Raw genomic sequence first — 25,210 nt, 5'->3', positions numbered from 1 at the left:
CGAAAAAAGCTCCCATGCGAGCCTTTTTCACTGTGTAATAACACTATTTGAATATTTGGATCGAGCATGTCGATATTTAGCTTCATCATATAAGAAATGATATTTTGCATGTAAAATCAAATCCAATATTCGATTTTCTTCGGATAAATCAACAGTAGTTTGATTTAAGATACGTTGATTACTCAAATATATCTGTAATTCTGAAATTTTATTAATCAAATTAGCATCGCCTAATTCTTTGATTTTTTCCTTATTTTTCACAAACTGATTCTCCCTTGAACAGCACGTTTCAACGTAATACTGTTGGCATATTCAATGTCACTTCCAACAGCTAATCCTGAAGCTAATCTTGACACTTTAATCCCAGACGGCTTAATTAATTTGCCTAAATACATAGCTGTCGATTCACCTTCTGGTGTCGAATTCAGTGCTAAGATTACTTCTCGAATTTCATCTGATTTTTGCAAACGAATAATTAAATTTTTGATATTAATTTCTTCTGGACCAATACCATCCATTGGAGACAAAACGCCATGCAAAACATGATATAAGCCATTATATTCACCCATTTGCTCAAATGCCATTACATCTTTAGCTTGCTCAACTACCATCATTATCGTTTGATCACGATTAGCATTACTACAAATTTCACACGGATCAGTATCGGTAATATTACCGCAAATAGAACAAGAATGGATCTGTTTTTTGGCTTCTATCAGAGCTTGGGAAAAGTCTTCAACATCTTTGTCTTGCATATCAAGCGTATAGAAAGCTAACCGTGTAGCTGTCTTTTCACCAATTCCCGGCAATTTCATAAAATTATCAATTAGTTTAGCAATTGGAAGAGGATACTGCATTACATTAATCCTTTAGTATACTTACCCATTGTTTTTTCAGTAGCTACATCTACTTCACTAATCGCTTTATTAATAGCATCAATAATTAAGTCCTGTAACATATCTGGATCCTCTGGATCAATAGCTTCTGGAGCTATTTTCAAATCTTTGACTTTCTTATCACCAGTTAAGGTTGCTATAACCATATCATCTGCAGATTTACCTACAAATTCAGTTTGATTCAAACTCTCGCGCTCAGCTTCCATCTGCTGTTGCATTTTTTTAGCCTGCTTAATTAAATTTTGCATGTTTCCCATGCCCATTCCACCTAAATTTGGCATTCTTCCCATGATAAAATCTCCTTTTTTGTTTAATCATTATTAATACAATATCTATTATAAATCAGAATCATCTTTAACATTAACAAGATCACCAAATAGTGATTTTGCTTTTTTTATAACTTCTTCATTTGGGTTACTTGCAAGTTCTTTTTGAGCTATTATGAGATGTTCTTTATACTTCTTGACATATTCTTGCCGAATTGTTGTCCAGGAATTTTCAGATACTAGCACAATTTGATATTTATGTTGTGTCAGCTTTTCTAAATTATTTTCCAACTGAGTAATAAAATTCTCATCAGCCATAGCTCTCTCAAACCAAAACTCATATTTGCATTTTAAGACTACTTGCGTTGGACTAGCTGCTACCGGTTCCAAAACCTCAAGTAGAGCTCTTTGACTAACTTCTAGCAATGATGACATATCTTGCTGCCAAACATCCTTGATTGTATTTAAATCTTGTTTAGTAGCTTGCGACAAAACAACATTAACTTTTTTCAAATTAGCTTCAGTTGAAAGTTGCAGTCCTGTTTTCTTTTTCTTCAAAGTCGCAACGCTTGGATTAACAGCTTTTGTAGGTCTAACTTTATCTTTTATCTCAGTCAATATTTCTGATGGTTTAGCTATAGCAGAAGTATTGGCTTTTTTTAGCAATTCAGCAACTTGCAGACTTAATTGTTCTACTTTAGTTTGTAGCTGCTTTATTTCAGCTGCATCATTTTGACTGCCGGTCGCATTTACATCTTGTGTCGAAATTCGCACAACAAAAACTTTTAATGGAATTTGCTGTTGATTCGTATATCGCAAACTATTTAATGCGTCATTAGCCAATTGCAATGTTTGACTCAATACTTGCGTCGATATTAGCCGTAATTGTTCTAAATAATTGGCAGATAAAAAAGTGACTGTAGTATCACCTTTGATTGCTAACATAGCTTTAACAACCAAATTGATAATTTCATCTAAAATATTTTTCGCCGATGCACCATTATTTAGTAATTCTTCAACTTCTTCTAGAGCTTGACTTGTTTTCTTATTTAATAAATCTAAAAATAGGGCTTCAATTTTAACTTGATCTGCATAACCAGTAATTGCCAATGTATCTTTATAATTAATTTTAGCTTGGTCATACGACAGAATCTGGTCTAAAATGCTTAAAGAATCTCGCATCCCACCATCCGCTACCTGAGCAATGACTTGCAATGACTTCTCATCATATGCAATCTTTTCCTGATCAAGAATAAATTTCATCCTATTGACTAATTGATCATTAGAAATTCGCTTAAAATTATATCTCTGCGTACGTGAAATTATTGTTGCTGGAACTTTTTGTAATTCTGTAGTTGCTAAAATAAAAACAACATGCTCGGGTGGTTCTTCCAAAGTTTTAAGTAATGCATTAAACGCACCTATCGACAACATATGCACCTCATCGATAATATAAACTTTATAATAACCTTGCGTTGGTGCATATTTTACTTTGTCACGGATAGCACGGATCTCATCCACACCATTATTTGAAGCAGCATCAATTTCAATAATATCATTCAATATACCTTTATCTGCTGCTAAACAATTAGAACATTGATTGCATGGTTCACCATCTTTAGAGTCCATACAATTAATGGCTTTGGCAAAAATTTTGGCACATGATGTTTTTCCAGTTCCTCTCGGGCCAGAAAATAAAAAAGCATGTGAAATTTTATGACGTTTAATTGAATTTCTTAATGTATCACAAATAGCACTTTGACCAACTACTGCCTCAAAAGTACGTGGTCGCCACCTACGATATAATGCTTGATAAGCCATCATTAACCTCACAAATAAAAAAACTCCTAACTCTTTTTTAAGAGTTAAGAGTTGTTGAATTCTCAAAAAAAGGGCACATGCTCATACAGCCTTAGTGCTGCTATCTCCCGATCCTGACACGATTTGGATGACAAACATTGCCCAAGAGTTATTGTATCTTATTTATTTAATTTTTTCCACTATCAAATGCGATTTTGTTGCCTAATATTTTTAAAAAAATTTTTCAATTGCTGAGCAGCTTGCTCACGATATAACCCGCCAAAAATCTGCGGATGATGATTAAATTTAGTAAATGCAAATAGATCAACTACGCTACCACAAGCACCGGCTTTAGGATCAAAAGCTCCATAATAAACATTTTTTAGCCTAGCATTAATAATCGCACCTGCACACATAGGGCAAGGTTCTAAGGTAACAAACAAACTACAATCTATCAATCGCCAAGAATTGAGATTTTTACATGCTTCTTGAATAGCTATAATTTCCGCATGTCTAGTAGCATCTTCATCTAATTCTCGTCTATTATATCCTCGACCAATCAGATTACCTTCTGCATCAACTATGACTGCACCAATTGGTATTTCTCCTTGTTGTTCAGCTTTATCTGCTTCCAAAAAGGCTAATTTCATGATTTTTTCTTTTTCTTCTTTAGCAAACACACTCTCAACCTACTACATTCACTTTTTTACACTTTTCAAAATATAATAGCCCTTGTCACGTTGTAGAATCTCACAATTGCCATATGTTTGCTCCAGACATTTTTTAGCACTCGGAGCACCCTGCTTTTTCTGAATCACAACTAATAATATGCCGCCAACTTGCAAATATTTTTTAGCATTTTGCAAAATATCATCAACAACTTGTTTACCTGCTCGAATTGGTGGATTAGTCAAAATTAATCCAAATTGTTCCTGATCATCAAGGTTACGATAACAATCAGAACTAAAAATATTCACATTATCTATTTCATTCAATTGAGCATTTCGCTTAGCTAAAGCCAAAGCACGTTCATTGACATCAATCATCGTCACACGACTTTTGGGCCATAATTTGGCTGCAAATAATCCTAAAGGAACATATCCAGTACCAACATCCAATATATTACCCGATATTTCGAGTTGCTTTAACACCTTAAGCAAGACACAGGAACCATAATCAACTCGGGTTTTAGAAAAAACACCAGCATCAGTATAAAATTGTAAAGATAATTCATCTAATTGATAATTAATTAAGTGTTCATCATGTTTTGCATCGGGATTGGTCGCAAAATACATCTGCGTTTCATTTTCCATAATCTTCTCTCCTCTAGCAAAGCAGCTAATATCAAACTAAAAAAGTTATTTTTCTATAATTTTGATAAAACTTCTATCTGGTACTCTAATTAAATAATATTTAATAAACACATGCCCGGCGTGTAAGCCCAATCCATTTTGCCAATTTTTCTTATAAGTTGCTGTATAAATTGCTACGTATGCCTTTTGATAATGATCATCAGCTGCTCGTAGATCTTTTTTATTATATGGAATAATCTGAGCTTCTACTGGAAATGGGTCAACACCTTCTGCAATGGATGCATAATTACTTTTAACTGTAATACGTTGATCCTCACTAAAAAAGCGGTAAGATTGTTTCATTTTGCGATTATGTCGACAAGTAACAGTTACATAATGTGATTTTGTAGCACCAGTGGATAAAACTAGTGGTTGATATTCGAATTTATTAGTTAAGATCTGCTGATTAGAAAAATTAGGATTATCAAAAAAAGTAATTACTGACATATAACTGCAAGCTAGGATAAATATCAAAATTTCAATCACATCAATAATGGTCGTTTTAGCATCAAATTTTCTTCTTTTTTGAATAATCATCTTCAAATGGCGCTGGCGAATATTATGAATTATAAAAAATACATAAATTACCAAAATAGCCCAGACAAAAATACCTAGAAAATTCCAACTAATATGCATACAATTACCTCCTCATTTGTGGTTAACCATGGTTATAATTTCTAACCTCAGTGAGCTTATCTTTAATAATTAAAACTAATTTATCAATCCATTGATCTGGCTCAGCCACAATGTCTGCTACTGGTGCTAAGAGATCAATTCTAAATTTAGAAATATTAATATATTCAGAAATCACCTCTACATATATATTAATATCATATTCGCTATCTTCGTCACGAAAATTCGTTATTTTTTTATAATTAGCAAATGGCAAATTAATAATATTGCTTTCTAACACAAAAGTTGCAGGACGTTGTCCTGTAATTACTAACTCAGTTTGCAGCAATGAATTATTTTTGCTGGCTTGAATTACTTCCTGAATCATTTTTTGTGCAATCGTTTTTAATTTTGCATTAGTAATATCACTATATTTGATACTTTCCAAGTCTTGTAGATAATCTTGCTTTTCAATCTTTTGAATGAGAATTTTAGATTTAATTTTCACAGTTCCTGTTCCTTACATATTTATTGTTATAAATTAAGATAAACAAATCTCGCTTACTTTACAAACTTTTTTTATTTTAAAACAAATTTTTTATAATTTAAAGTAAAAAAAAGAGGATCAGTTATCCTGATCCCCCCGGAAGAAAACAATCTCGTTTCAGAGTCTTTGGTTCACATCCAAAGTTGCTCACTATCAGCACTTCCCGTGCCTGACTATTTAAAGTCTGATAGCTTCCTGTCAAAGAGTGCTTTCGCACTTTCCTCGACCCGTCGCAAAATCCATTATACACTAAAAGCATAATTAATGATAGACTTTGTGGATTTTAAACCAGATTTCACCAACTAATTGAGCTAATAAAAAGCCCATAGCAATAGCAATAGTCACAATAAAAACACGCAATATCAGATTTTGGGCACTAGCTAAATCACCAATCACCATAGCTCTAACCGCTTGGTAAGCAGGCACACCCGGCACTAGTGGAACAATTGCCGGAATATTAAAAACAGTAACTGGACATTTCTTGAGTTTGGCTAAAATAATTCCAACAATTCCAATTAATAATGCACCTAAAAAATTGGACGTCAATCGCCCCCAGCCAGCATGAATACCAAACCAATAAATCATCCACCCTAATGCACCACTGTGGCCACAATAAATCAAAGCACGTTTAGGCACATTCAACGTCAGAGCAAAACCAACAGAAGCAATCCAAGCAAAAGTGAAATTAATTATTATATCTAACCAGTATGGCATATTAAAAACCCCCTAAGAATTTAATAGCTAAGCCAATTCCGCCACCTAAAGCGACAGCTGTTAAAAATGCTTCTATTGCACGTACAGTTCCTGAAACTAAATCTCCTCTAAACAAATCACTTAACGCATTAGTAATTGGAACTCCTGGAACTAGGGCCATTAATGAACCAATTAAAATATTATCCATCGATAAACTAGGAAAAATATGACAAATGCCAATAGTCATTGCCCCCATAATCATCGCAGTAACCAGTTCACCTAAAAAACGAACGCGACTATACTTTTTGATCCACAAATATATTCCATAACAACTGCCACCCACAATTGCTGCCACTGGAAAATCAATCCAATCATAATCGTCCATAAATAATACCATCAAGGTACAACTTAAAATAGTAGCACCAAAAATTTGCATTAAGTTGGAAAATGTTTGTCTATGATCTGCTAAATCACACAATTTATTATGTAATTGATCTAAAGTTATTTTTTTATCTGCAAATGCACGAGATAACTCATTCACCTTATCAACTACTGTCATATCAATATTACGATTTTTAATCAAAGTCATCTGAGTTTTAGAATGTTCCCCTAAGCTCATAAAAAGTCCTGTCGGAGTTGTAAAGCAGCGTGCAGCTGGAATATTTGCATTACGAGAAATTCGTAGCATTGTATCTTCCACACGATACATCTCACTACCACTTTCGATCATTAATCTTCCAGCTTTTAAACAAGTATCGAGCACTTGATCATTATATTGATTTTCAGTCACTATTTGCTTAGTCAATTTTAGATCTACCACCCTTTTTTTCATCATATTCTCTTAATTTACATAGTATAGCAAGCCATTTACGCTTAGCAACAATTAAGCTGAGTTTATTATTATGTATGGGAAAATAATCAGATTTTAGTCCAGTGATTTTCGCCAAGTCATTCGCAGACAAGCAATGCTTAGCTACTAAATACTTAATTTGATTAGAAATATAAGCCAAAATATAAGCACTAATGTAAAAAATTAAGGCAACTAAAGAACTAATCAGCAAAGAATGAGTAGTTGTCATCTGAAAAGTATGTTTGCACACATTGATCACAGCTATAAAGGCAAAAATACCAATGAAAGTTGCATAAATAACTGGAAAAAAACGATGTTTCTGATTTTTATTCGTCATATTTGTAGTCCTCATATTACATTTCTTTTACAATATTACATAAAATGAGCTATTTTGTTACATTTGTTATAATTTGTAAATATCTCATTATCTTTATGAAATATACATACCATATAATACTAGACATATTCAATCAAAATAACAACGTTTTACAAAGATTAATTATTATATGGGAGTGATAAGTTTGAAACATAAATTTATTGCGATTATGACTGCAATTTCATTACTAATATTAAATATTGCTATTCAGCCTGTTTTGGCAACTCAAGTTACTAACAAAATAAATATCTCATCTGCTTTAGTAAGAAACACAATGAAAGTTCAATTAATGGAACAAGACTTCCAATTAAAGCAAAAAAAGCAAGCAGATCAAACTAAATTAAAAGCAATTAAAATTAAACAACAACAATGGAACCAAATGGAGCAAAAGCAAGCTATGCAACGTGCTCAAAAAGCGAAACAAGCTATTGCACAAGCACCAAAACCACAAATAAGGACAGTAAACAAAGGTACCTTTAAAGTCTCATTTTATGACCCAGCTGTCTTAGGATCACGACTTGGTTATCATGGAGTAGCTGCTAATTTAAATATTTTTCCGCGTGGAACTAGACTAAGAATAACATTATCAAATGGTATGGTTTTATATAGAGTAGTTAATGATACTGGAAGTTTTGCTTATAGTAACCCTAGACAACTAGATGTAGCTATGCCAAACAGCCAAATACCAGCAGCTGGTATTTTATATGCTAGTGTAGAAGTAATATATTAAAAAAATCTGACTTGAATTCAAGTCAGATTTTTTATTTGCCTGTCCAAACTTTAGTTTTAGAATGCCTTTCATAAATAATATAATTTTCAAATGGATCTTTCTTTTTCCACTTCAAATGTTTTTGCAATTTATTTTGGCGTGTTTCTTCGTTATGTAATTTTTGCTTCTTCAAATTCAAATTTGACCTCGTAAGATCAGAAACTCGTTGTAATTCACTCGTTGATGCAACTTGCAATGCTGCTCCTCCAATCCATGCATCATGAGCATGAACATAGTCTTGAACAATATGATGCGAACAACTGCGATATTTAAACGCTACTGATAACATATCATTAAAAGTCAGATTTGTTTTTACATATTTAGCAAATACATTTAAAATCTTCCGATAATTGTTAAGTGATTTCAAAGTCATACCCTTATGAATTAATTGCTCGATCACTTGTCTTTGTCTTTTTTGTCGTCCATAATCACCTTGAGGATCTTCTTTTCTCATACGTACATAATCTAAAGCCGCATTACCATTTAAATGTTGCATCCCCTTAACAAATTTAGTGTTATAAGTAAAAGAAAATGGAACTTTAACATCAACACCACCTAAAGCATCAACTAAGTTTTTCAGAGCCTTCATATTAACTTCCATATAATTATTAACAGGTACATTAAGTAATGTAGATACTGTTTTGACTGCTGCTCGATTACCACCAAGTTGATAAGCGGAATTTACACGAAACATATAAAACTTTTTAGAAGGTTGGATATCTGCCAGTAAGTCACGTGGAATCGAGGTCATTGTGGCTACACCTTTTTTAGGATTTAATGTTACCAAAATCATGGTATCAGAATTTCCCTGATCATGGCGACCTTCAATTCCTTGATCAACTCCTAAAATCAGAACCGAAAAAGGCTTTTGTTGTGCAATAAATGATGAATCCGCCATTACATGCCCTTGATTAGCCTGACGAACCGATGAAGCCATAGTAAAATAAATTCTAGTTCCTACAGCAACACACATTCCTAACATAATTGTAATAACTAAACCGATCAGCTTTAAAAATACTAATTTTGCTGGTTGCCTATTAATTTCTTTTGCTAAAACACAATTACGCTGTAATTTATCTTTGTTTGATATTTTCATCATTATTATTTTTTCCTTGCCACTATATCATCAAACTAAATTATTGCTAAATTCAACTTTTTTATCAAGAGAAAATAGATATAATTATTGTTATAATACTATTTTTTATGTAAAAAATACTTAGAAAGAAGGAATTTCAATTGGCTACACCATATAGAAAAGACGTTGAAGTTGATTTGACATGGGATTTAACACGTATATTTAAAAATGATCAAGAATGGGAAAAGGAATTTGCCAAAATACAACAAGAGATTGCAGAATTAACTACACTTAAGGGCAAATTATCCACTTCTGGCACCGATCTATATGAAAACTTTTCTAAAATTCTAAAAGTATCAAGAGAGATTGAAAAAGTCTATGTTTACTCAACACTATCCAGTGATCAAGACACTAATAATAGTCACTACCTCGGCTTTGTAGCTAGAGTGCAAAGCCTCTATAATGATTTTAGTGCCGCAACAGCTTTTGTTGATCCAGAAATTTTGGACATTCCTGAAAAAACGATTGAACAATTTAAAAAGGATGAACCTAGATTAGCCGAGTTTGCTCATAGATTAGATACTTTAAATCAAAAAAGAAAACACACCCTATCATCCGACCAAGAAAAAATCATTGCTGCCGCTTCTGATGCCCTCAATACATCAGAAAATACATATAATATTTTAACTAATTCAGACATGGAATATGGTTATGTTGAAGATGAAGATGGCAATACTGAACAATTATCTGACGGTCTATATTCAAACTTGATTCAATCACAAAATAGAGAAGTACGTAAACAAGCTTTTGATACTATGTTTGCAACTTATGGTCAATTTGAAAATAGCTTAGCATCTACTTTGTCTGGTGTCGTTAAAGCACACAATTATAATGCTAAAATGCACAAGTATCACTCTGCTCGTGAAGCTTCACTGAATGAAAATGGTGTACCTACAGTAGTTTATGATACTTTACTAGCTGAAGTTAACAAACATATTAATCTTTTACATCGTTATGTAGCTTTACGTAAAAAATTGCTCAAGATTAATGATTTACAAATGTATGATATGTATGTTCCATTAACTGGCCAACCATCTGATCATTATGACATTAATAAAGCTAAAGAAATTGCTTTAGAAGCATTAAAACCGTTAGGTGAAGACTATTTAAAAGTTGTCAAGCATATTTTCAATGATCGCGTGATTGATGTTGTCGAAACCAAGAATAAAGCTACAGGAGCCTATTCAGGTGGTTCATATGATACTGATCCATATATTTTGCTAAATTGGGAAGGCAACTTAGATTCATTATATACATTGGTACATGAAACTGGGCACTCAGTTCATAGCTGGTATACTAATCACAGTCAAAAATACATTTATTCTAATTATCCAATCTTCGTAGCAGAAATTGCCTCAACAACTAATGAAAATATTCTAACTGAATATTTCTTAAAAAATATTACAGATCCAAAGACCCGTGCCTTTATCTTAAATTACTACCTCGATTCATTTAAAGGAACTTTATTCCGTCAAACTCAATTTGCTGAATTTGAGCAATTTATCCATGAATCTGATGCCAAAGGTGAGCCTCTAACTGCTGAGATTCTTAACCAATTCTATGGTGATTTAAATCAACGCTATTACGGATCTAGTGTGACACCTGGCGGGCAAATTGCTAAAGAATGGTCTCGTATACCACACTTTTATTACAATTTCTATGTTTACCAATATGCTACAGGTTTTGCTGCAGCAACTGCTTTATCGAATAATGTTGTCCATGGTGACAAAAAACAATTGGAAGATTATTTAAACTTCCTTCGTTCTGGAAGCAGCGACTATCCAACAGAAATTATGAAAAAAGCTGGTGTCGATATGACTAAAGCAGATTATTTGGAAAATGCTTTTGCTACATTTGAAAAACGCCTCAATGAATTTGAAAGTCTAATCGGCAAATTTTAATTAACTAAACTCTCAAGGTTAATCAGTTTTAATTTTGAGAGTTTTTTTATACATGCTCGCCAAAAGAAAACGCTTTATAGTAAAATTAAAGTAACCATTAGATTGAATATTTTTATGAAAGAAGATATTTTTATGAAAAAGATTATTAATGATCCACAAAATTTAGTCGATGAAATGGTACAAGGAATGACTCGTGCATATTCTAGTATTGTTGAACAAATTCCAGCTACCAACGCAATTGTTAGATCAGACAAAGCCTCTATGCAAGAAAAAGTCGGGATTGTCAGCGGTGGTGGTAGCGGACATGAACCAACCCATGCAGGTTTTGTTGGCAAAGGGATGTTAAGTGCTGCCGTGTGCGGACAAGTCTTTACATCACCTACACCAGATCAAATTTACGAAGCTATTAAGGCAGTTAACCATGGCAAAGGCGTATATTTAGTTGTCAAAAACTATTCTGGGGATGTGATGAATTTTGACATGGCCAAAGATTTAGCTGCAATGGATGACATTGAAGTAAAATCTATCGTCGTTGATGATGATATTGCTGTCGAAAATAGTCTCTATACTCAAGGTAGACGTGGAGTTGCTGGTACTTTATTTATGCATAAAGTTCTAGGTGCTGCAGCACAAAATGGTGCAAGCTTAGATGAAATTGATGAATTAGCTCATGCTATTTTACCTAATATTAAAACCATTGCTGTAGCCTTATCAGCTGCCACTAATCCAATGACCGGTCAACCGGGCTTTAAATTGGCTGATGACGAAATGGAATACGGCGTTGGTATTCATAGTGAACCAGGTTATCGTCGTGAAAAAATCAAGAGTTCCAAAGAATTAGTAGAAGAATTAATTACTAAACTAAATGAAGAATTGCACTTCGACTCTCACAACAAATATGCTATGTTAGTAAATGGTATGGGAGCAACTCCTTTAATGGAACAATACGTTTTTACTAATGATGTATTAAACAAATTAGATAGTTTCAATATTACTCCTGTCTTTATGAAAATCGGCAACTATATGACTTCCATTGACATGGCCGGGATTTCCTTAACGATCTTTGAAATTAAAGATGACAAGTGGTTAGAATATTTGAATTATCCTGTTCAAACAATTGCATGGTAGAAAGGATTCATAATGGAATTAGACGTAACACAATTAAAAAAATGGATGGAATTATTTTCCAAAAAAATAACAGCAAATGAAAAATATCTTTGTGAATTGGATGCACCGATTGGAGACAGCGATCACGGTTTTAATATGAAACGCGGAATGGATGCTGTAGTCACCAAACTAAATAGTGCCCCAGATGAGCTAACAATTTGCTTAAAGACAATCGCCATGGCACTAATTTCTACTGTTGGTGGTGCTAGCGGTCCACTTTATGGCACAGCCTTCTTAGAAATGGCTAAAGAAAGCCAAAAAAGTAATAATATAGTTGATTTACTCGAAGCTGCACTAGCAGGCATCAAAAAACGTGGCGGTGCAACTATAGGCGACAAAACAATGGTTGATGTCTGGTCAGTTGTAATCGAAGCTATCAAACAAGATACATTAACCACTGAAAAAATTGAAGCAGCAGTATTAGCTACTAAAGATATGATTGCCAAAAAAGGCCGTGCATCCTACTTAGGAGAACGTTCAATCAATCATATTGATCCAGGTTCTCAATCTAGTGGCTACCTCTTTGAATCTTTATTGGAGGTTATAAATAACAAATGAGTTTAGGTATTACTTTAGTTTCCCATTCTCCTAAAATTGTAGCTGGTTTATCCGACTTGTTAAGTCAAGTTGCCAAAGATGTGTCAATTACAATTGCAGGAGGAACTGAGCAAAATGATATTGGTACTTCCATGGATAAAATTATGACTGCCTTTGAAGAAAATAAAGCAGATGAAATTTTAGCCTTTTATGACTTAGGAAGTGCTAAGATGAACTTAGAAATGGCACAAGAATTTGCGAACAAAAAGATTCATCTTTATGATGTTGCTTTTATTGAAGGTGCATATACTGCAGCTACTTTATTGCAAGCAGGCGTAGATTTGTCAACTATTGAAGCTCAATTAGTGCCTTTGAAAATAAAATAATCATTAATTTATACAATTAAAAAAATCAGGTAATTTTACCTGATTTTTTTTGATTTAATCACGCTTTTTCTTATTATAAATTAGCCAGCCTGCAAATCCAAAACTTAATATTGATATTAATGCACCTAAGCTCCATTGAGCTCAGAGGCTTTGATTGACTTTAAGTTAATTAGTCATTTTTTACTTAAAATTAAGTGATACTGTAAATTGATCATTACTATTAGCAGCAATATGCTGTTCACCTAATTTATCTTTGATATCAATTGTTTTGCCATACTGATCTGGTAACCCTCTAAAAGGCTCCACACATAAAAATGGTGCTTTTTTATTTTCAGGGCTCCAAACTGCCAAATATGGAAAATCTGCGATATCTTCGGTAACTTGATGTGCATCCCTACAACTAATAAGAGATACAGTCTTAATATCACTAATATCATAAATCTTAACACCATTATCAAGCATAGGATAATTTAACTCTAATTTCCCATTCTGTAATTGTGTATCAGCAATTTTTCCATTTCTAAATGGATTAGGTTCTACTAATAATGTTGGCAAAGAATTCAATTTAGGTTCGAATTGCAAACTATAATTGGATAAATCGCTATTCAAATTAAAGCCTGGATGAAATCCGAATGAATAATACATATCTTTAGCATCATTATTATCAATTTCATAATTGATGTGCAAATAAGTATCTTCCAAAGTATATGTTATTGTAACAGTATAAGAATATGGATAAACTAATTTAGTTTCTTCAGTAGCACTATGTTGCAACACCAGTTTATTTTTTTGCTTATCTACAATTTTGAAAACCTGATCTCTTAAAAAACCATGTTGTTTCATATTGTACTCTTTACCATCAATTAAATACTTATTCTCATATGATCTACCGATAAAGGGAAATAAAACTGGTGCATGCCTGCCCCAATATTTAGCATCAGCATACCAAATATATGAGAAATTATCTTTAAGGCTCTTAACTTCTTGAACTTCTGCCCCAAGTAAAGCAACCTTTATTGCTAAAACATCATTTTCAATCGTAACTTGTTCCATAAATTTAAAACCTCTTCTAAAGAAAAAGCAAAAATCTGAATTAATGGGCTATCTTCAGACTTTTGCTTTTAATATAAACTAATATAGGAGGATATCTAAAAAACATTATTTTTAGAAATAGCAAGGGAAATTAAATATGCTAAATTATACTTAGTCCTATAAATATCCTTATAAATAGAATCACTACATTTTCAACGAATTAGTCTTAATGACATCACCGACTACTGCTAATTTATAACCTTGTGCAAGCTTATCTTTTCTACATGCATGCACAACCTGAAACTTACCTTTTTTAACTAATCTAGGATTAGCAGTAACTACATTTTCAGATAAACTAGTGTTAGTTCCACTAATTACTATGACAACTACCTTGTATCCTTCAGACGTAACTTGTAGGGGTGCATAGTGTAAAGTATCATTATATAACTCAATAACTGATCCCTTAGGTACATAAAACATTTTAGCTTCTCGATTAGGATCAATAGTACCATAAGTCTCTAGCGTTTGCCTTTTGCCTAAAACCATAATTACATCATCTAACATAATATTAACTTCAGAACATTGATGGTATTCAAAAGCAGTAAATTCTTCTGAATGACCAAAGGTAAGACCAACATCAATAGGCATATCACCAAAAATATCATATTTTATTTTATTAATTAAATGTTTGCTTTCAAGTTCTTTAATTGGTGAAACATATTTCATGCCATCTTTAGGTTTAGCATATTGACTAATTACATCATCAATCTCACTAACATTGTCAAAAGGATATACAACACCATAATCGCTAAAAGATGAATCGTGAATATCATAAATTTTATAATTGGGATTTATTTGCCGAAATTTATCTATTGTATCCATAATGTCACACTTTTAATCGTGATATACACCTTCAGCCCACTTCTTATTTTCTTCATCAAAGAAGTGTTCATTGCCAGTTTGCTCTGGATTAGGTGTTGCTATATGATCGATTTTTTCAATAAGTTTCTTATTTTCTGGTGTTTCATGATATTTTTCATTCAAAAATGCATCAGCAATATAGAAGATAAAATCTCTACCTAAAACTATGCCACCTATACCTAAAATATTAGCATTTAATTCACGCTTGGCATATTTAGCCTGAGCAACATCACCTACCATAGCTGCTCGAACGCCATCATTTTTATCTGCAGCGGTAGAAATTCCGATACCTGTACCACACATTACAATTGCAACATCAGCACGACCTGTAGCAACTGCTTCGGCTGCTCTTTTTCCATAAATAGGATAATGCGTTCTAGAATTATCATAAGTACCAAAATCAAGAACTTGGTAACCTTCATCTTTTAAATGATCAGATAAAGCCATCTTAATCGGTGTAACAATATGATCATTAGCTAAAGCAACAACAACATGCTTATCAATAGCAGGATCTACATATTCTGGTTGTGGTCTATCATTATCTAACATTCTTAAAAACCTCCTAATTAAATCATCTTTTCAAGCATATCTAATCTAACTTGATGACGTCCACCAGCATATTCAGTATGTAAATAATACTCAATAATGGACTTAGCTAGAGTTTCTCCTACAATGCCACTACCAATTGCTAATGCCTTAGCACCATTATGCATAGCTGTCATATGACCAGTTCTCTCTTCATTGACATCGGCTGTTACCATTCCTTTAACTTTATTCGATGCCATAGCAGAACCAACACCATATTTATCAAACATAATAGCTTTTTTAATATTATTTTCTAAAACTTCGTGTGTAACTTTAAGACTAGATTCAACAAAATCTTCAGCTGGTTCAGGAGTTACATCCACCACTTCATAATCATTGCTTGTCAACCATTCTTTTATAGTCTCTTTTAAAGCAAATCCATCCTTATCACTACCAATAACTACTTTCATTTTTACTCCTCATGAATTATCTATTTCTATAAATTGACCATAGTAATCAACTAATTTTTTAGCAACATCGTGATTAGTTATTAAACGATCTATATCTGATAATTTATAAAAATTATAAAAATCATTTTTATTCAATTTAAACTTATCACATACAACATATTTATGAACTGCACGGTCAAGAACGATTTTTTGCGTTAACCCTTCTTCCATATTTGCTGTCATCAAGGCATCATCTATAATGCCATTAACACCAACAAATGCTCGATCATATCCCATAGATTTCAAATCATGATTAGCTAATGCACCAATACATGCTCCACTAGTTCTTCTATAACTTCCACCTATCAAAATAAGATCATAATTATTAGCATTCTGTCTAGCTGCTTCAAAGACAGGGATTGAATTAGTAACTAATCTTAATTTTTTTTGCTTTAATTCAGCGACCATAAATTCTAAAGTTGTACCTGGGCCAACGTATACAGTTTCTCCATCTTTAATAAGTTTAGCAGCTTTTTTAGCAACTTCTTTTTTTTCAGGAACGTGAATCTCACGTTTCTCATTGAAATTCTTTTCTATAATAAGTGAACTAGAGACAGATTGTGCTCCTCCGTGAACACGTAAAACTTTGCCTCGACGATCCAACTCTCGCAAATCTCTCCTGATAGTCATTTCAGAGACATTCATCATATTAGCTAAATCAGATACCTGTACTATTTCTTCAGTGCTCAGAATATTAACAATTTTACTAAATCGTTCTTGTTTTAACATAGCTACCACCTTGCCAAAAATGTTTCTTTATTATTATCTTTAAAACAATTCTAACATTTTCGAACAACGGTTTTAATAATAAAAGCGATGTTTTTTTTCACCGTTTTTACTACTATAATTATTCTACCGTAAGTTTATTTTTCCACGACTTTGCACCAATCAAAGCGTGATTAAGATTTTCAATATTTTCTTTACCTTGTGTTGCCAACCAATTACGACCAACGCTTTCACCTTCTGCCGCAAAAGGCTTAATAGATGGTTTCCACGTAGCTCTACCACACAATACTCCATTAAATTCCGCACCTGCTTCTTCAGCCATCTTTAATTCAGCAATAAATTCTTCTGAAGTTACACCTGCTGATAAGAATATATATGGTAAATCGGTCAAATCTGACTGTTTTTTAAACATTGCCTTAGCTTCATCAACAGTATATAAAGCCTTGTTATCACCGTTGAATCCAGCTACATAATGAATATTAAACGGAACTTCTACCTTTAAAACTGTTACTTCATATTGTGGCTTAGAAAACTCTTCCATAGTCATAAATACTTTCTTCGGTTTTATTTTGGCATATTCTTCACTCTTAACTGAATCCATTGATCCATCATAAGTTACAACTTCTAAGAAGAAAGCTAAGCCATAAGCCTTGGTTTCTGCCCCAACTCTTTCTACAAATGCTTTTTTCTTATCATTAATTGCATCGGGTTCTTCAGGGTCATAATATAGCATAAACTTAACTGCATCTGCTCCCTCTTCTTTTATTCTACGAACAGATTGGTTAGCAATTAAATCACACATTCTTCCAGGTTCAGTAGTATCATATCCTGTTTTCTCATAAGCTAAAATCAAGCCACAATTTTTATCTCTAACCTTAGTTGCAGGTAATCCATATTCAGGATCAGTTAAAATAGCTGATGCGTAAGGGGTCAACTCTGATGAAATAGCTTTTTTGAAATCAACAATGGTAGTTTCATCTGCAGGTTTATTAGCTGCTTCTGCTAACATTTTCTTTAATGATCCTCTTTGATCAATAGCTACAGCACTAATAACCCCATCTTCATTAGATAATCTTTCCATGTGTTTGGCAACTTCTACTGTAATATTTCTCATTTAAAAACCTCTTTTAATTTAAACTTATCTTTTTAATTACAATTATGATTATTTAGGTAGACCTCGATAATCATAGTATTTTTTACTGTTACGATTATTTTTAAACAATATGAGTATCAGAAATTTTCTTATACCATTCAGCACTCTTTTTTGGATATCTTTTTTGAGTTTTAAAATCAACGTAAAAAAGACCATAACGCTTTTCATAACCATTAGACCATGAAAAGACATCCATCAATGACCAGATAAAATATCCTTTCACATTTGCACCATCAGATATAGCATCTGCTATTACTTCTAAGTGTTTTTTCACATAATCAATACGTGCATCATCATAAACAGTATTATTCTCAAATACGTCCTTATATCCTAGACCATTTTCCGTAATATAAATTTTTTTGTAATTTGGATAATCCTTTTTTACCCTCATAATTTGATCATATAATCCTTTAGGATATATCATCCAATCCCAATCAGTACGTGGCACATCAACATCAAATACACGTTGACCTACACCCTTAATTTGATATTTAGATTCACCTTTATTTCCTGTTGAATTATGTGTAATCTCAGTGTCGCCATCAAAAGCTTTCATCGAATCACTCATATAATAATTTATTCCTAAAAAATCATTTAAATTTTTAGCAGCATTTAACACTTTAAAATCTTCTGGACGTAAATCAAGTTTTCCACCATTTACAGCCAATATATGTTCAACACCTTTTATTGTTTCATCAGAATACTTTCCCAAAAAAGTTGCATCCAAAATAAATTTATTATGAATAATATCATCTAATTCAGCAGCTCGGACATCTTCAGGATTTTCTGGATCATATGGATATTTTGTAGGTAATGCATGAACAACTCCAATTTCACCATTATATCCTCCATCTTTAAACAATTTAACCGCACGTGCATGTGCTACCATCATATTATGATGAGATTGAAAAACTTTGGCTAAATCATATTTAATACCCGGTGGAAATTTTCCTATTAAATATTGACCCTCTCCTATCGGTCCTATTTCATTAAACGTAGTCCAATAATTGATTTCTGGATATTCCTTAAAACAAAATTCAGCATAATCGACAAAATGATCAATATTTTCTCTATTTAAGAAATCACCATTTTCATGTAAAATTTCAGGTGTATCAAAATGATGCAATGTAACAAATGGCTCAACATTTCGCTTATGACATTCTGCAAAAAGTTTATGATAGAACTCAACACCTTTATAATTAACTTTGCCGTATCCTTCTGGAAAAATTCTAGACCATGCTATAGATACACGAATACCATTTATTCCATATTCTTGTGCTAATTTTAAATCTATCGGATATTTATGATAGAAATCACTTGCAGGTTCCGCAGTATACCAATAATTTTCTTTTAAATACTTATCCCATGCTACAGGCCCTTTTCCATCTTCGTGAGTAGCTCCTTCTGCTTGATAAGCTGCTGTAGCACCACCAAAGATAAAATCTTTAGGTAATATTTTTTCCATTTTAAAACCCTTCTTTTACTATTTATAAAAACAGGAGAGGCATATGCAAAACCTTTCCCATTTAGACACTAGTTTTTAATTTGTTCTTCAACAAATTTAAGTGCACCTAATCCATCTCTAGTCAGTTTTATATACTGAACACCTTCAGTTTTAGCTAATTTTATGCCTAATCTATCGGTTTCAGCTTTCATATCAACATAATTAGAAGCTACTTGAGGTGCTAAAATAACAAGCTGATATTGTGGTAAAATTTCGCGATGCGATCCATAGCTACCAGCAGCTGCTGTAATAGGGACATTATAATCTTTAGCTGCTTTATTCAAAGCATTGGCTAACAAACCACTTGTTCCGCCGCCTGCACAAAGTACAAGAACATTTGTTTGTTTTACAACATTACCAGCTTTAGATATATTATTTCTTTCTAAAATTGCATCTGCTTTAGATGTATCAAAATTAGCAGCAACTTTATCCTTTAAATTATTAGAACAATTACCAGATATCTCGTGTTCTAGAATCTGATTATCGTAAACCTTGAAAAATGGATAATAAATAATAACATCTACCACAATTAAAGTAATAGCCAAAACAACTGACCATAATCCAAAACCAGTGCCCATAATAATTCCAATAGGGCCAGGGGTAGTCCATGGCAAATTAACACTAAAACTGTTCATACCAAGTACATCTACAAAGAATTTAAAAATCCATACATTAGCTATAGGAGCAAAAACAAATGGTATAAAGAAAATCGGATTTAATACTAATGGTGCTCCAAACAAAATTGGTTCATTAACCCCAAAGAAAGTAGGAACTACTGAAGCACGACCAATGGCACGATTTTGTTTAGACTTAGCCAACCACATAAACATGAATGGCACAACAAGTGTTGCTCCTGTGCCTCCCATGGTAACTATAAACATTTGAGTACCTGAAGTTAAAATCTTATCAGCATGTTGACCTGCTTGTAACAATTTGAAATTAGTTTCAATATTAGCGTAAGTAATAGCAGCTATCGCTGGTTCTACAATAGAGGGACCATGAATACCAATAAACCAAAATAGAGCATATGCACCAAATATAATGGTAATACCTACATACCCATCTGCTGCTTTAAAAAGTGGAGCAATAACTTTTCCAATAGCCGGAGCTACTCCAGTACCTAGACTTCTACGCACTAATAAATCTAATGCATATAAAACTAATATTGAAAGTGCAAATGGTATTACGTCTTTAAATACCTGTGATATGTTAGGCGGAACTTCTTCAGGCATTCGAATAGTAACATTCTTTTTTATACAAATTTTATATATATTTACTACAATGAAAGCTGCAATAAAAGCAGATAGTAGGCCTTTTGTTCCTAAGAAATCACTTGAAAAGCCTCCTTGAATACTATCAGATGCAAGAATAAGAAATCCTGTAATAGAAGCTAACATAGTAGATATAAAATTAACTTGATTTGTCTTATCCATATCCCTATTAATAGAATCAGTTAATGATTTTGCTGTAGTACCAGCAACAAGAAATGCTACGATTCCCATAGTGTAATTATATGGTTTCATTAATAGTTCAACGACATCTTTACCCCACCTTATACCAAAAATATTTGGAACAAATGCAATTAGTAAAAATATGCTGGAAAACAAAATCACAGGCATACTTGCAATAAAACCGTCCCTAATTGCCCTAAGATAAATATTTCTAGAAACTTTTTCAAAAAAAGGTTTTCCTTTTTCTATTTTTGAAATTAATACATTCATATAACTATCCTTTCTTATAAAGTGCAATAATATGTTTCATCAAATCACGTAACAAAATAGCTGTCATCAAGTGATCTTGACCATGCATTAATGTAACACTAAATTCAATATTCTTACCTGCAGCTTCTTTGGAAAGAAGATCAGTTTGAACACTGTGTGCCTTATTAAGACACTCATCACCAGATGCAATTAACTGCTCCGCTTTATCATATTCACCATTCTTAGCAGCATCTAAAGCCTCTAAAAATTTAGAGCGAGCATCACCAGCATAAGCTACAATTTCAAAACCTAAAAGTGTAAGTTGTTCTTTATCCAAATCTCTTACCTCCTAAAAATATAGTAATTACCTTTTTTAACGCTTAACTATATGCAATTTTTACGTCAAATAAATTACTTGCATTATAGACTGCTTTCAATATTCATAATCGCAAAGCTCAAGATAGCGCTTTCATCTAATTCACAATATAATAATATCACTTTTTCGAACAAAATCAAACACTAAAGATAAAAAAACATGTTCGATTAATGATAAAATAAACACATTCGAACAGCGATTAATTTATTCTACTTAGTTTACATATTAAGGACAATAAAATAAGCATAACTGAAACACGTAATCAGTTATGCTTACTTTTGTATAATTACATAATAACAATTTATTTTTTGGAATATACAATCATTAAATAATACTACTAACAATAGAATAATTATTGTATAACGTAAAAAACTATATTATCTTCGTACGTCATTATTAGTAGTAATTCCTGGTATAAAACTAACCGGCAAATTGATTCTCCTGATCTCAAAATTATCAGAATATCTTATTTCTTCATCTAATTGCTTAACAGCATACTCTGCTATCATATCTACTGGTTGACGAATAGATGAAATATTTAATGAATCTTCCTCTGTAATTTTCCAACCATCAAATCCAATAATTTGAATATCTTCTGGTACTCTTATACCCTTCATCCTCAATTCATTGAGCAATACAATAGCTATTTCATCAGTATGCGTAAAAACACCAATATCACCCAAATTATTTTCAGACAATAATTTTTTTACTATTTTATCTATATCCTTACGAAACTGACTAATTTTTCGACTTGAAGCAACTGTTAATACATCCGCCATTAATCCATTATTATGACAATAATCCATAAAGCCGGACCTTCTTGCAATCATTGAAACAGAATCTTGATTAGTAGTACCAATAAAATAATATCTTTTCACATTTCTTAATTGCAATTCTTTTGCCGCTAAACTACCACCAGAATAATTATCAGACGTAACCAATGGAAAGATCCCTGTTGATTCTTTTTCTATAGACACAAATGGTATATCAGAACGAATATGAGTTGTTAAATTTGAATATGAAACAGAAATAATACCAGCAGCTCTCTGTTCTTCAGCCATTTTAACATAATCTTTTTCTAACTTATAATCATTCTCGGATATACATAAAATCATCTTATATCCTAAACTATTTAGTTTTTTTTGAATCCAAAAAGTTAATTCTGAAAAATACGGGCTCCAAACTGTAGGAACTACAAAAATAACAAAAGGTGAGCAATTGTTTTTTAATAACCTAGCTGTATTATTTACAACATAATTTAATTTTTTTATCGCCTGTTCTATACTTTTAGCAACTACAGGTCGTACTTTTTTACCATTAATATAATTTGAAACAGTACCTACTGAAACCCCGGCTTCACGGGCGACGTCCTTCATATTAGTCAAGACTAACTACTACCCCTTCATATGGTTTAAGATAAATCGTTCTATCATTAATATTTATATCTTTTTCATAATTACTTAAAATCACTTTAGAAATATTTCCAACATTTTTTGGAACTTCAAATTTTTTATTATAAGCACATAGTGAACATACAATTAATTTTTTATGACCAGAAAGCTCCCTAATAAAAGCATATATTTCAGAATCATTGATATATAACGGTCTGAACTCTCCATCGATCATTATACTATCTTCTTTTCTAAGTTGTAATAATTTTTGATAAAAGCGATATATAGAATCACTAGACTGTAAATCTTTTTTAACATTTATAGATTTATAATTTGAATTAACATCAAACCACGGTTTAACATCCGAGAACCCTGAATTTCGATCAAAATTCCACTGCATAGGTGTACGTGCATTATCACGAGTTTTCCTATTGACCATTTCTAAAGCTTTTTCTGGCGATATATGTTTATCTATGAAAAAATTGTAATTATAATGAGCTTCTATATCTTTAAGCTCATTAATATTAGTAATATGTAAATTAGTCATACCTATCTCTTCGCCTTCAAAAATGAATGGCGTACCTTTTTGAAGAATGTACATCATTGCTAGTACTTTGGCAGACTTAATTCTATATTTATCATCATTTCCAAATCTAGAAACTATGCGTGGCTGATCATGATTACCTAGATAATTAGTATTCCATGATAATTTTTCTTGCCATTTATTCATTGCACAACGCAAATCATTCAGTTTATACATGACATCAGAATATCTACCAAATTTACCATAATCTACATGCATATGCTCAAATTGAAATACCATATCTAACTCATTGCGATATGAATCAACATACTTTTTTGCTTCTTCAGGTGTTGTATGTGGTGTTTCACCAATTGTGATTATATTATATTTACTTAAAACCTCACTATTCATTTCTTGCAAATATTCATGAATATGTGGTCCATTAGATATATTATAATAATAAGCTCCATATCTCTGATGATTTTCCAAAGGAACATTATCAAATTTTTCTGGTTTTGAAATAAGGCTAATCGAGTCCATTCTAAAACCATCTACCCCTTTGTCCAACCAAAACCTCATCATATGATATATAGATTGTCTGACTTTGACATTATTCCAATTCAAATCGGGTTGTTGTTCTGAAAACAAATGCAAATAATATTGTTTACGTTCAGCTACATATGTCCAAGCAGATCCTCCAAATGCTGAACCCAAATTCGATGGTTCGGTTCCATCAGGTTTCGGATCTCTCCAAATATAATAATCACTATACTGATTATTTTTACTTTTTTTTGACTCTAAAAACCATTTATGTTTATCCGAGGTATGATTTACTACTAAATCAAGTATTATTTTAAGATTTTTTTTATGAGCAGATATCAACAATTTTTCAAAATCACTCATTGTACCATAAATGGGATTTATACTTTCATAATCTTCTATATCATATCCATTATCTACAAGTGGTGACTTGAAAATTGGAGTAATCCATATACTATTTGCACCTAATTCTTTTATATAGTCTAATTTACTCTCAAGTCCGTTTATATCACCAATTCCATCATTATTTGAATCTTTAAAACTTTGGATATATACCTCATAAACTATAGTTTTCTTTTTCCAATCTTTTAAACTCATTCATCCTCCTCACTAACTAATGTACTCATCTCATTTTCATATTTAATTTGTTTTTGAGCATCTAAAACAAGTTCTTTTATCTTTTCAGGACTTATATAACTATCTAACGGCTCCATAGTTATAGCCAATGCTAATGATAAATTCATACCTGTAAGTAATATAGTATGTGGTCTATTCATATACAGGAAAAACTTTTGATTTACAGATCCGCCTAAAATATCAGTCAATACTACAATTTCATCATCAGAATCTATGTTTTCAAACATACTTTTTATTGTTTCATCTATAGGTACATTATCAACATATGCAGTAAGCACTGTTATTTTCAACTTATCTCCAGCGAAAAATTCAAGTGTATCCTTCATTCCCTGAGCTAAGTTAGAATGTGAAGCAATAATAATGTGTCTATTTATTTTCATGTAATGA

Annotated in this window: 29 protein-coding genes and 1 other RNA gene; 5 read left to right on the top strand and 25 right to left on the bottom strand. The window is 32.2% G+C overall.

The window, feature by feature from the left end:
- Nucleotides 1-27 precede the first annotated feature (27 nt).
- The 12 genes from G6Z82_RS01515 to G6Z82_RS01460 all read right to left on the bottom strand — a co-directional run bounded on the left by G6Z82_RS01515 (nucleotide 28) and on the right by G6Z82_RS01460 (nucleotide 7,353).
- Nucleotides 28-261 carry a DUF2508 family protein gene (locus G6Z82_RS01515; RefSeq protein ID WP_006728916.1) on the bottom strand — a complete coding sequence of 78 codons (234 nt, stop codon included), beginning with the start codon at nucleotides 259-261 and terminating at the stop codon, nucleotides 28-30.
- Nucleotides 258-857: a recombination mediator RecR gene (gene recR, locus G6Z82_RS01510; protein ID WP_006730415.1), complete on the bottom strand. Its 600-nt coding sequence runs from the start codon at nucleotides 855-857 to the stop codon at nucleotides 258-260. Before recR ends, G6Z82_RS01515 begins: the two co-directional genes overlap by 4 nt.
- Complete coding sequence (locus tag G6Z82_RS01505; RefSeq protein WP_006728918.1) at nucleotides 857-1,186, bottom strand: YbaB/EbfC family nucleoid-associated protein; 330 nt, start codon at nucleotides 1,184-1,186, stop codon at nucleotides 857-859. The genes recR and G6Z82_RS01505 overlap by 1 nt, the downstream gene beginning before the upstream one ends.
- A gap of 45 nt (nucleotides 1,187-1,231) precedes the next feature.
- Nucleotides 1,232-2,983 (bottom strand): DNA polymerase III subunit gamma/tau, encoded by a 1,752-nt coding sequence (gene dnaX, locus G6Z82_RS01500; RefSeq protein WP_006735165.1) that lies wholly within the window; start codon nucleotides 2,981-2,983, stop codon nucleotides 1,232-1,234.
- Nucleotides 2,984-3,037: 54 nt separating this feature from the next.
- An RNA gene (gene ffs / locus G6Z82_RS01495) (signal recognition particle sRNA small type) lies at nucleotides 3,038-3,133 on the bottom strand.
- 32 nt (nucleotides 3,134-3,165) lie between these two features.
- A complete protein-coding gene (tadA, locus tag G6Z82_RS01490) occupies nucleotides 3,166-3,642 on the bottom strand; it encodes a tRNA adenosine(34) deaminase TadA (RefSeq protein ID WP_006728920.1) in 477 nt (158 codons plus the stop codon).
- 18 nt (nucleotides 3,643-3,660) lie between these two features.
- A complete protein-coding gene (locus tag G6Z82_RS01485) occupies nucleotides 3,661-4,275 on the bottom strand; it encodes a class I SAM-dependent methyltransferase (protein ID WP_164785725.1) in 615 nt (204 codons plus the stop codon).
- A 45-nt stretch (nucleotides 4,276-4,320) separates the two neighbouring features.
- Nucleotides 4,321-4,950, bottom strand: coding sequence for an LVIS_2131 family protein (locus G6Z82_RS01480; protein ID WP_006728922.1), 630 nt, complete (start codon nucleotides 4,948-4,950; stop codon nucleotides 4,321-4,323).
- Nucleotides 4,951-4,972: 22 nt separating this feature from the next.
- A complete protein-coding gene (locus tag G6Z82_RS01475; RefSeq protein ID WP_006732493.1) occupies nucleotides 4,973-5,434 on the bottom strand; it encodes a hypothetical protein in 462 nt (153 codons plus the stop codon).
- Between the two features lie 300 nt (nucleotides 5,435-5,734).
- Entirely contained in the window at nucleotides 5,735-6,187 is a 453-nt protein-coding gene (locus G6Z82_RS01470) for a threonine/serine exporter family protein (RefSeq protein WP_006733548.1), read from the bottom strand.
- A gap of 1 nt (nucleotide 6,188) precedes the next feature.
- On the bottom strand, nucleotides 6,189-6,971 hold the full coding sequence (locus G6Z82_RS01465; protein ID WP_006731773.1) for a threonine/serine exporter family protein: 783 nt from the start codon (nucleotides 6,969-6,971) through the stop codon (nucleotides 6,189-6,191).
- A complete protein-coding gene (locus G6Z82_RS01460) occupies nucleotides 6,964-7,353 on the bottom strand; it encodes a hypothetical protein (protein WP_006730400.1) in 390 nt (129 codons plus the stop codon). The genes G6Z82_RS01465 and G6Z82_RS01460 overlap by 8 nt, the downstream gene beginning before the upstream one ends.
- 184 nt (nucleotides 7,354-7,537) lie before the next feature.
- On the opposite strand from G6Z82_RS01460, the gene G6Z82_RS01455 reads away from it, so the two are divergent.
- A complete protein-coding gene (locus G6Z82_RS01455) occupies nucleotides 7,538-8,122 on the top strand; it encodes a hydrolase (protein ID WP_006732523.1) in 585 nt (194 codons plus the stop codon).
- A gap of 31 nt (nucleotides 8,123-8,153) precedes the next feature.
- Here G6Z82_RS01455 and G6Z82_RS01450 read toward each other — a convergent pair whose 3' ends face one another.
- Complete coding sequence (locus G6Z82_RS01450; RefSeq protein WP_006732524.1) at nucleotides 8,154-9,260, bottom strand: LCP family protein; 1,107 nt, start codon at nucleotides 9,258-9,260, stop codon at nucleotides 8,154-8,156.
- A 137-nt stretch (nucleotides 9,261-9,397) separates the two neighbouring features.
- Between G6Z82_RS01450 and pepF the strand changes: the two genes are divergently transcribed.
- The 4 genes from pepF (at nucleotide 9,398) to dhaM (ending at nucleotide 13,287) form a co-directional block, all read left to right on the top strand.
- Nucleotides 9,398-11,197, top strand: a complete 1,800-nt coding sequence (gene pepF, locus G6Z82_RS01445) for an oligoendopeptidase F (RefSeq protein WP_006735170.1) — start codon at nucleotides 9,398-9,400, stop codon at nucleotides 11,195-11,197.
- Between the two features lie 132 nt (nucleotides 11,198-11,329).
- Entirely contained in the window at nucleotides 11,330-12,325 is a 996-nt protein-coding gene (dhaK, locus tag G6Z82_RS01440; RefSeq protein ID WP_164785996.1) for a dihydroxyacetone kinase subunit DhaK, read from the top strand.
- A 12-nt stretch (nucleotides 12,326-12,337) separates the two neighbouring features.
- Nucleotides 12,338-12,922, top strand: coding sequence for a dihydroxyacetone kinase subunit DhaL (dhaL, locus tag G6Z82_RS01435; RefSeq protein ID WP_164785724.1), 585 nt, complete (start codon nucleotides 12,338-12,340; stop codon nucleotides 12,920-12,922).
- Complete coding sequence (gene dhaM, locus G6Z82_RS01430) at nucleotides 12,919-13,287, top strand: dihydroxyacetone kinase phosphoryl donor subunit DhaM (RefSeq protein ID WP_006731782.1); 369 nt, start codon at nucleotides 12,919-12,921, stop codon at nucleotides 13,285-13,287. The genes dhaL and dhaM overlap by 4 nt, the downstream gene beginning before the upstream one ends.
- 180 nt (nucleotides 13,288-13,467) lie before the next feature.
- Here the strand turns inward: dhaM and G6Z82_RS01425 are convergent, their stop codons facing one another.
- From G6Z82_RS01425 to G6Z82_RS01370, 12 genes are all read right to left on the bottom strand, one after another.
- Nucleotides 13,468-14,340, bottom strand: coding sequence for an aldose 1-epimerase family protein (locus tag G6Z82_RS01425; RefSeq protein WP_164785723.1), 873 nt, complete (start codon nucleotides 14,338-14,340; stop codon nucleotides 13,468-13,470).
- 183 nt (nucleotides 14,341-14,523) lie between these two features.
- A complete protein-coding gene (locus tag G6Z82_RS01420; protein ID WP_006728935.1) occupies nucleotides 14,524-15,201 on the bottom strand; it encodes a DUF4867 family protein in 678 nt (225 codons plus the stop codon).
- Nucleotides 15,202-15,213: 12 nt separating this feature from the next.
- On the bottom strand, nucleotides 15,214-15,789 hold the full coding sequence (gene lacB, locus G6Z82_RS01415) for a galactose-6-phosphate isomerase subunit LacB (protein ID WP_006728936.1): 576 nt from the start codon (nucleotides 15,787-15,789) through the stop codon (nucleotides 15,214-15,216).
- 17 nt (nucleotides 15,790-15,806) lie between these two features.
- Nucleotides 15,807-16,235 carry a galactose-6-phosphate isomerase subunit LacA gene (gene lacA, locus G6Z82_RS01410; RefSeq protein ID WP_006728937.1) on the bottom strand — a complete coding sequence of 143 codons (429 nt, stop codon included), beginning with the start codon at nucleotides 16,233-16,235 and terminating at the stop codon, nucleotides 15,807-15,809.
- Between the two features lie 9 nt (nucleotides 16,236-16,244).
- Entirely contained in the window at nucleotides 16,245-17,003 is a 759-nt protein-coding gene (locus G6Z82_RS01405; RefSeq protein WP_006730383.1) for a DeoR/GlpR family DNA-binding transcription regulator, read from the bottom strand.
- Nucleotides 17,004-17,121: 118 nt separating this feature from the next.
- Nucleotides 17,122-18,114, bottom strand: a complete 993-nt coding sequence (locus tag G6Z82_RS01400) for a tagatose 1,6-diphosphate aldolase (protein WP_006728939.1) — start codon at nucleotides 18,112-18,114, stop codon at nucleotides 17,122-17,124.
- A 100-nt stretch (nucleotides 18,115-18,214) separates the two neighbouring features.
- Nucleotides 18,215-19,618, bottom strand: a complete 1,404-nt coding sequence (gene lacG, locus G6Z82_RS01395) for a 6-phospho-beta-galactosidase (protein ID WP_164785722.1) — start codon at nucleotides 19,616-19,618, stop codon at nucleotides 18,215-18,217.
- A 68-nt stretch (nucleotides 19,619-19,686) separates the two neighbouring features.
- Nucleotides 19,687-21,378 carry a lactose-specific PTS transporter subunit EIIC gene (locus G6Z82_RS01390; RefSeq protein WP_164785721.1) on the bottom strand — a complete coding sequence of 564 codons (1,692 nt, stop codon included), beginning with the start codon at nucleotides 21,376-21,378 and terminating at the stop codon, nucleotides 19,687-19,689.
- 4 nt (nucleotides 21,379-21,382) lie between these two features.
- Nucleotides 21,383-21,694: a PTS lactose/cellobiose transporter subunit IIA gene (locus G6Z82_RS01385; RefSeq protein WP_006728942.1), complete on the bottom strand. Its 312-nt coding sequence runs from the start codon at nucleotides 21,692-21,694 to the stop codon at nucleotides 21,383-21,385.
- A 416-nt stretch (nucleotides 21,695-22,110) separates the two neighbouring features.
- On the bottom strand, nucleotides 22,111-23,118 hold the full coding sequence (locus G6Z82_RS01380) for a substrate-binding domain-containing protein (RefSeq protein WP_006735926.1): 1,008 nt from the start codon (nucleotides 23,116-23,118) through the stop codon (nucleotides 22,111-22,113).
- A complete protein-coding gene (locus tag G6Z82_RS01375) occupies nucleotides 23,111-24,784 on the bottom strand; it encodes an alpha-glucosidase (protein WP_164785720.1) in 1,674 nt (557 codons plus the stop codon). The genes G6Z82_RS01380 and G6Z82_RS01375 overlap by 8 nt, the downstream gene beginning before the upstream one ends.
- Nucleotides 24,781-25,203 (bottom strand): PTS sugar transporter subunit IIA, encoded by a 423-nt coding sequence (locus tag G6Z82_RS01370; protein WP_164785719.1) that lies wholly within the window; start codon nucleotides 25,201-25,203, stop codon nucleotides 24,781-24,783. Before G6Z82_RS01370 ends, G6Z82_RS01375 begins: the two co-directional genes overlap by 4 nt.
- Between the last annotated feature and the right edge of the window lie 7 nt (nucleotides 25,204-25,210).

Origin of the sequence: Lactobacillus iners (genome assembly GCF_011058775.1) — a bacterium.
Lineage (GTDB): Bacteria > Bacillota > Bacilli > Lactobacillales > Lactobacillaceae > Lactobacillus > Lactobacillus iners.
Note: the sequence above shows the minus strand (reverse complement) of the source record. Positions and strands in the feature narration are given on the sequence as shown.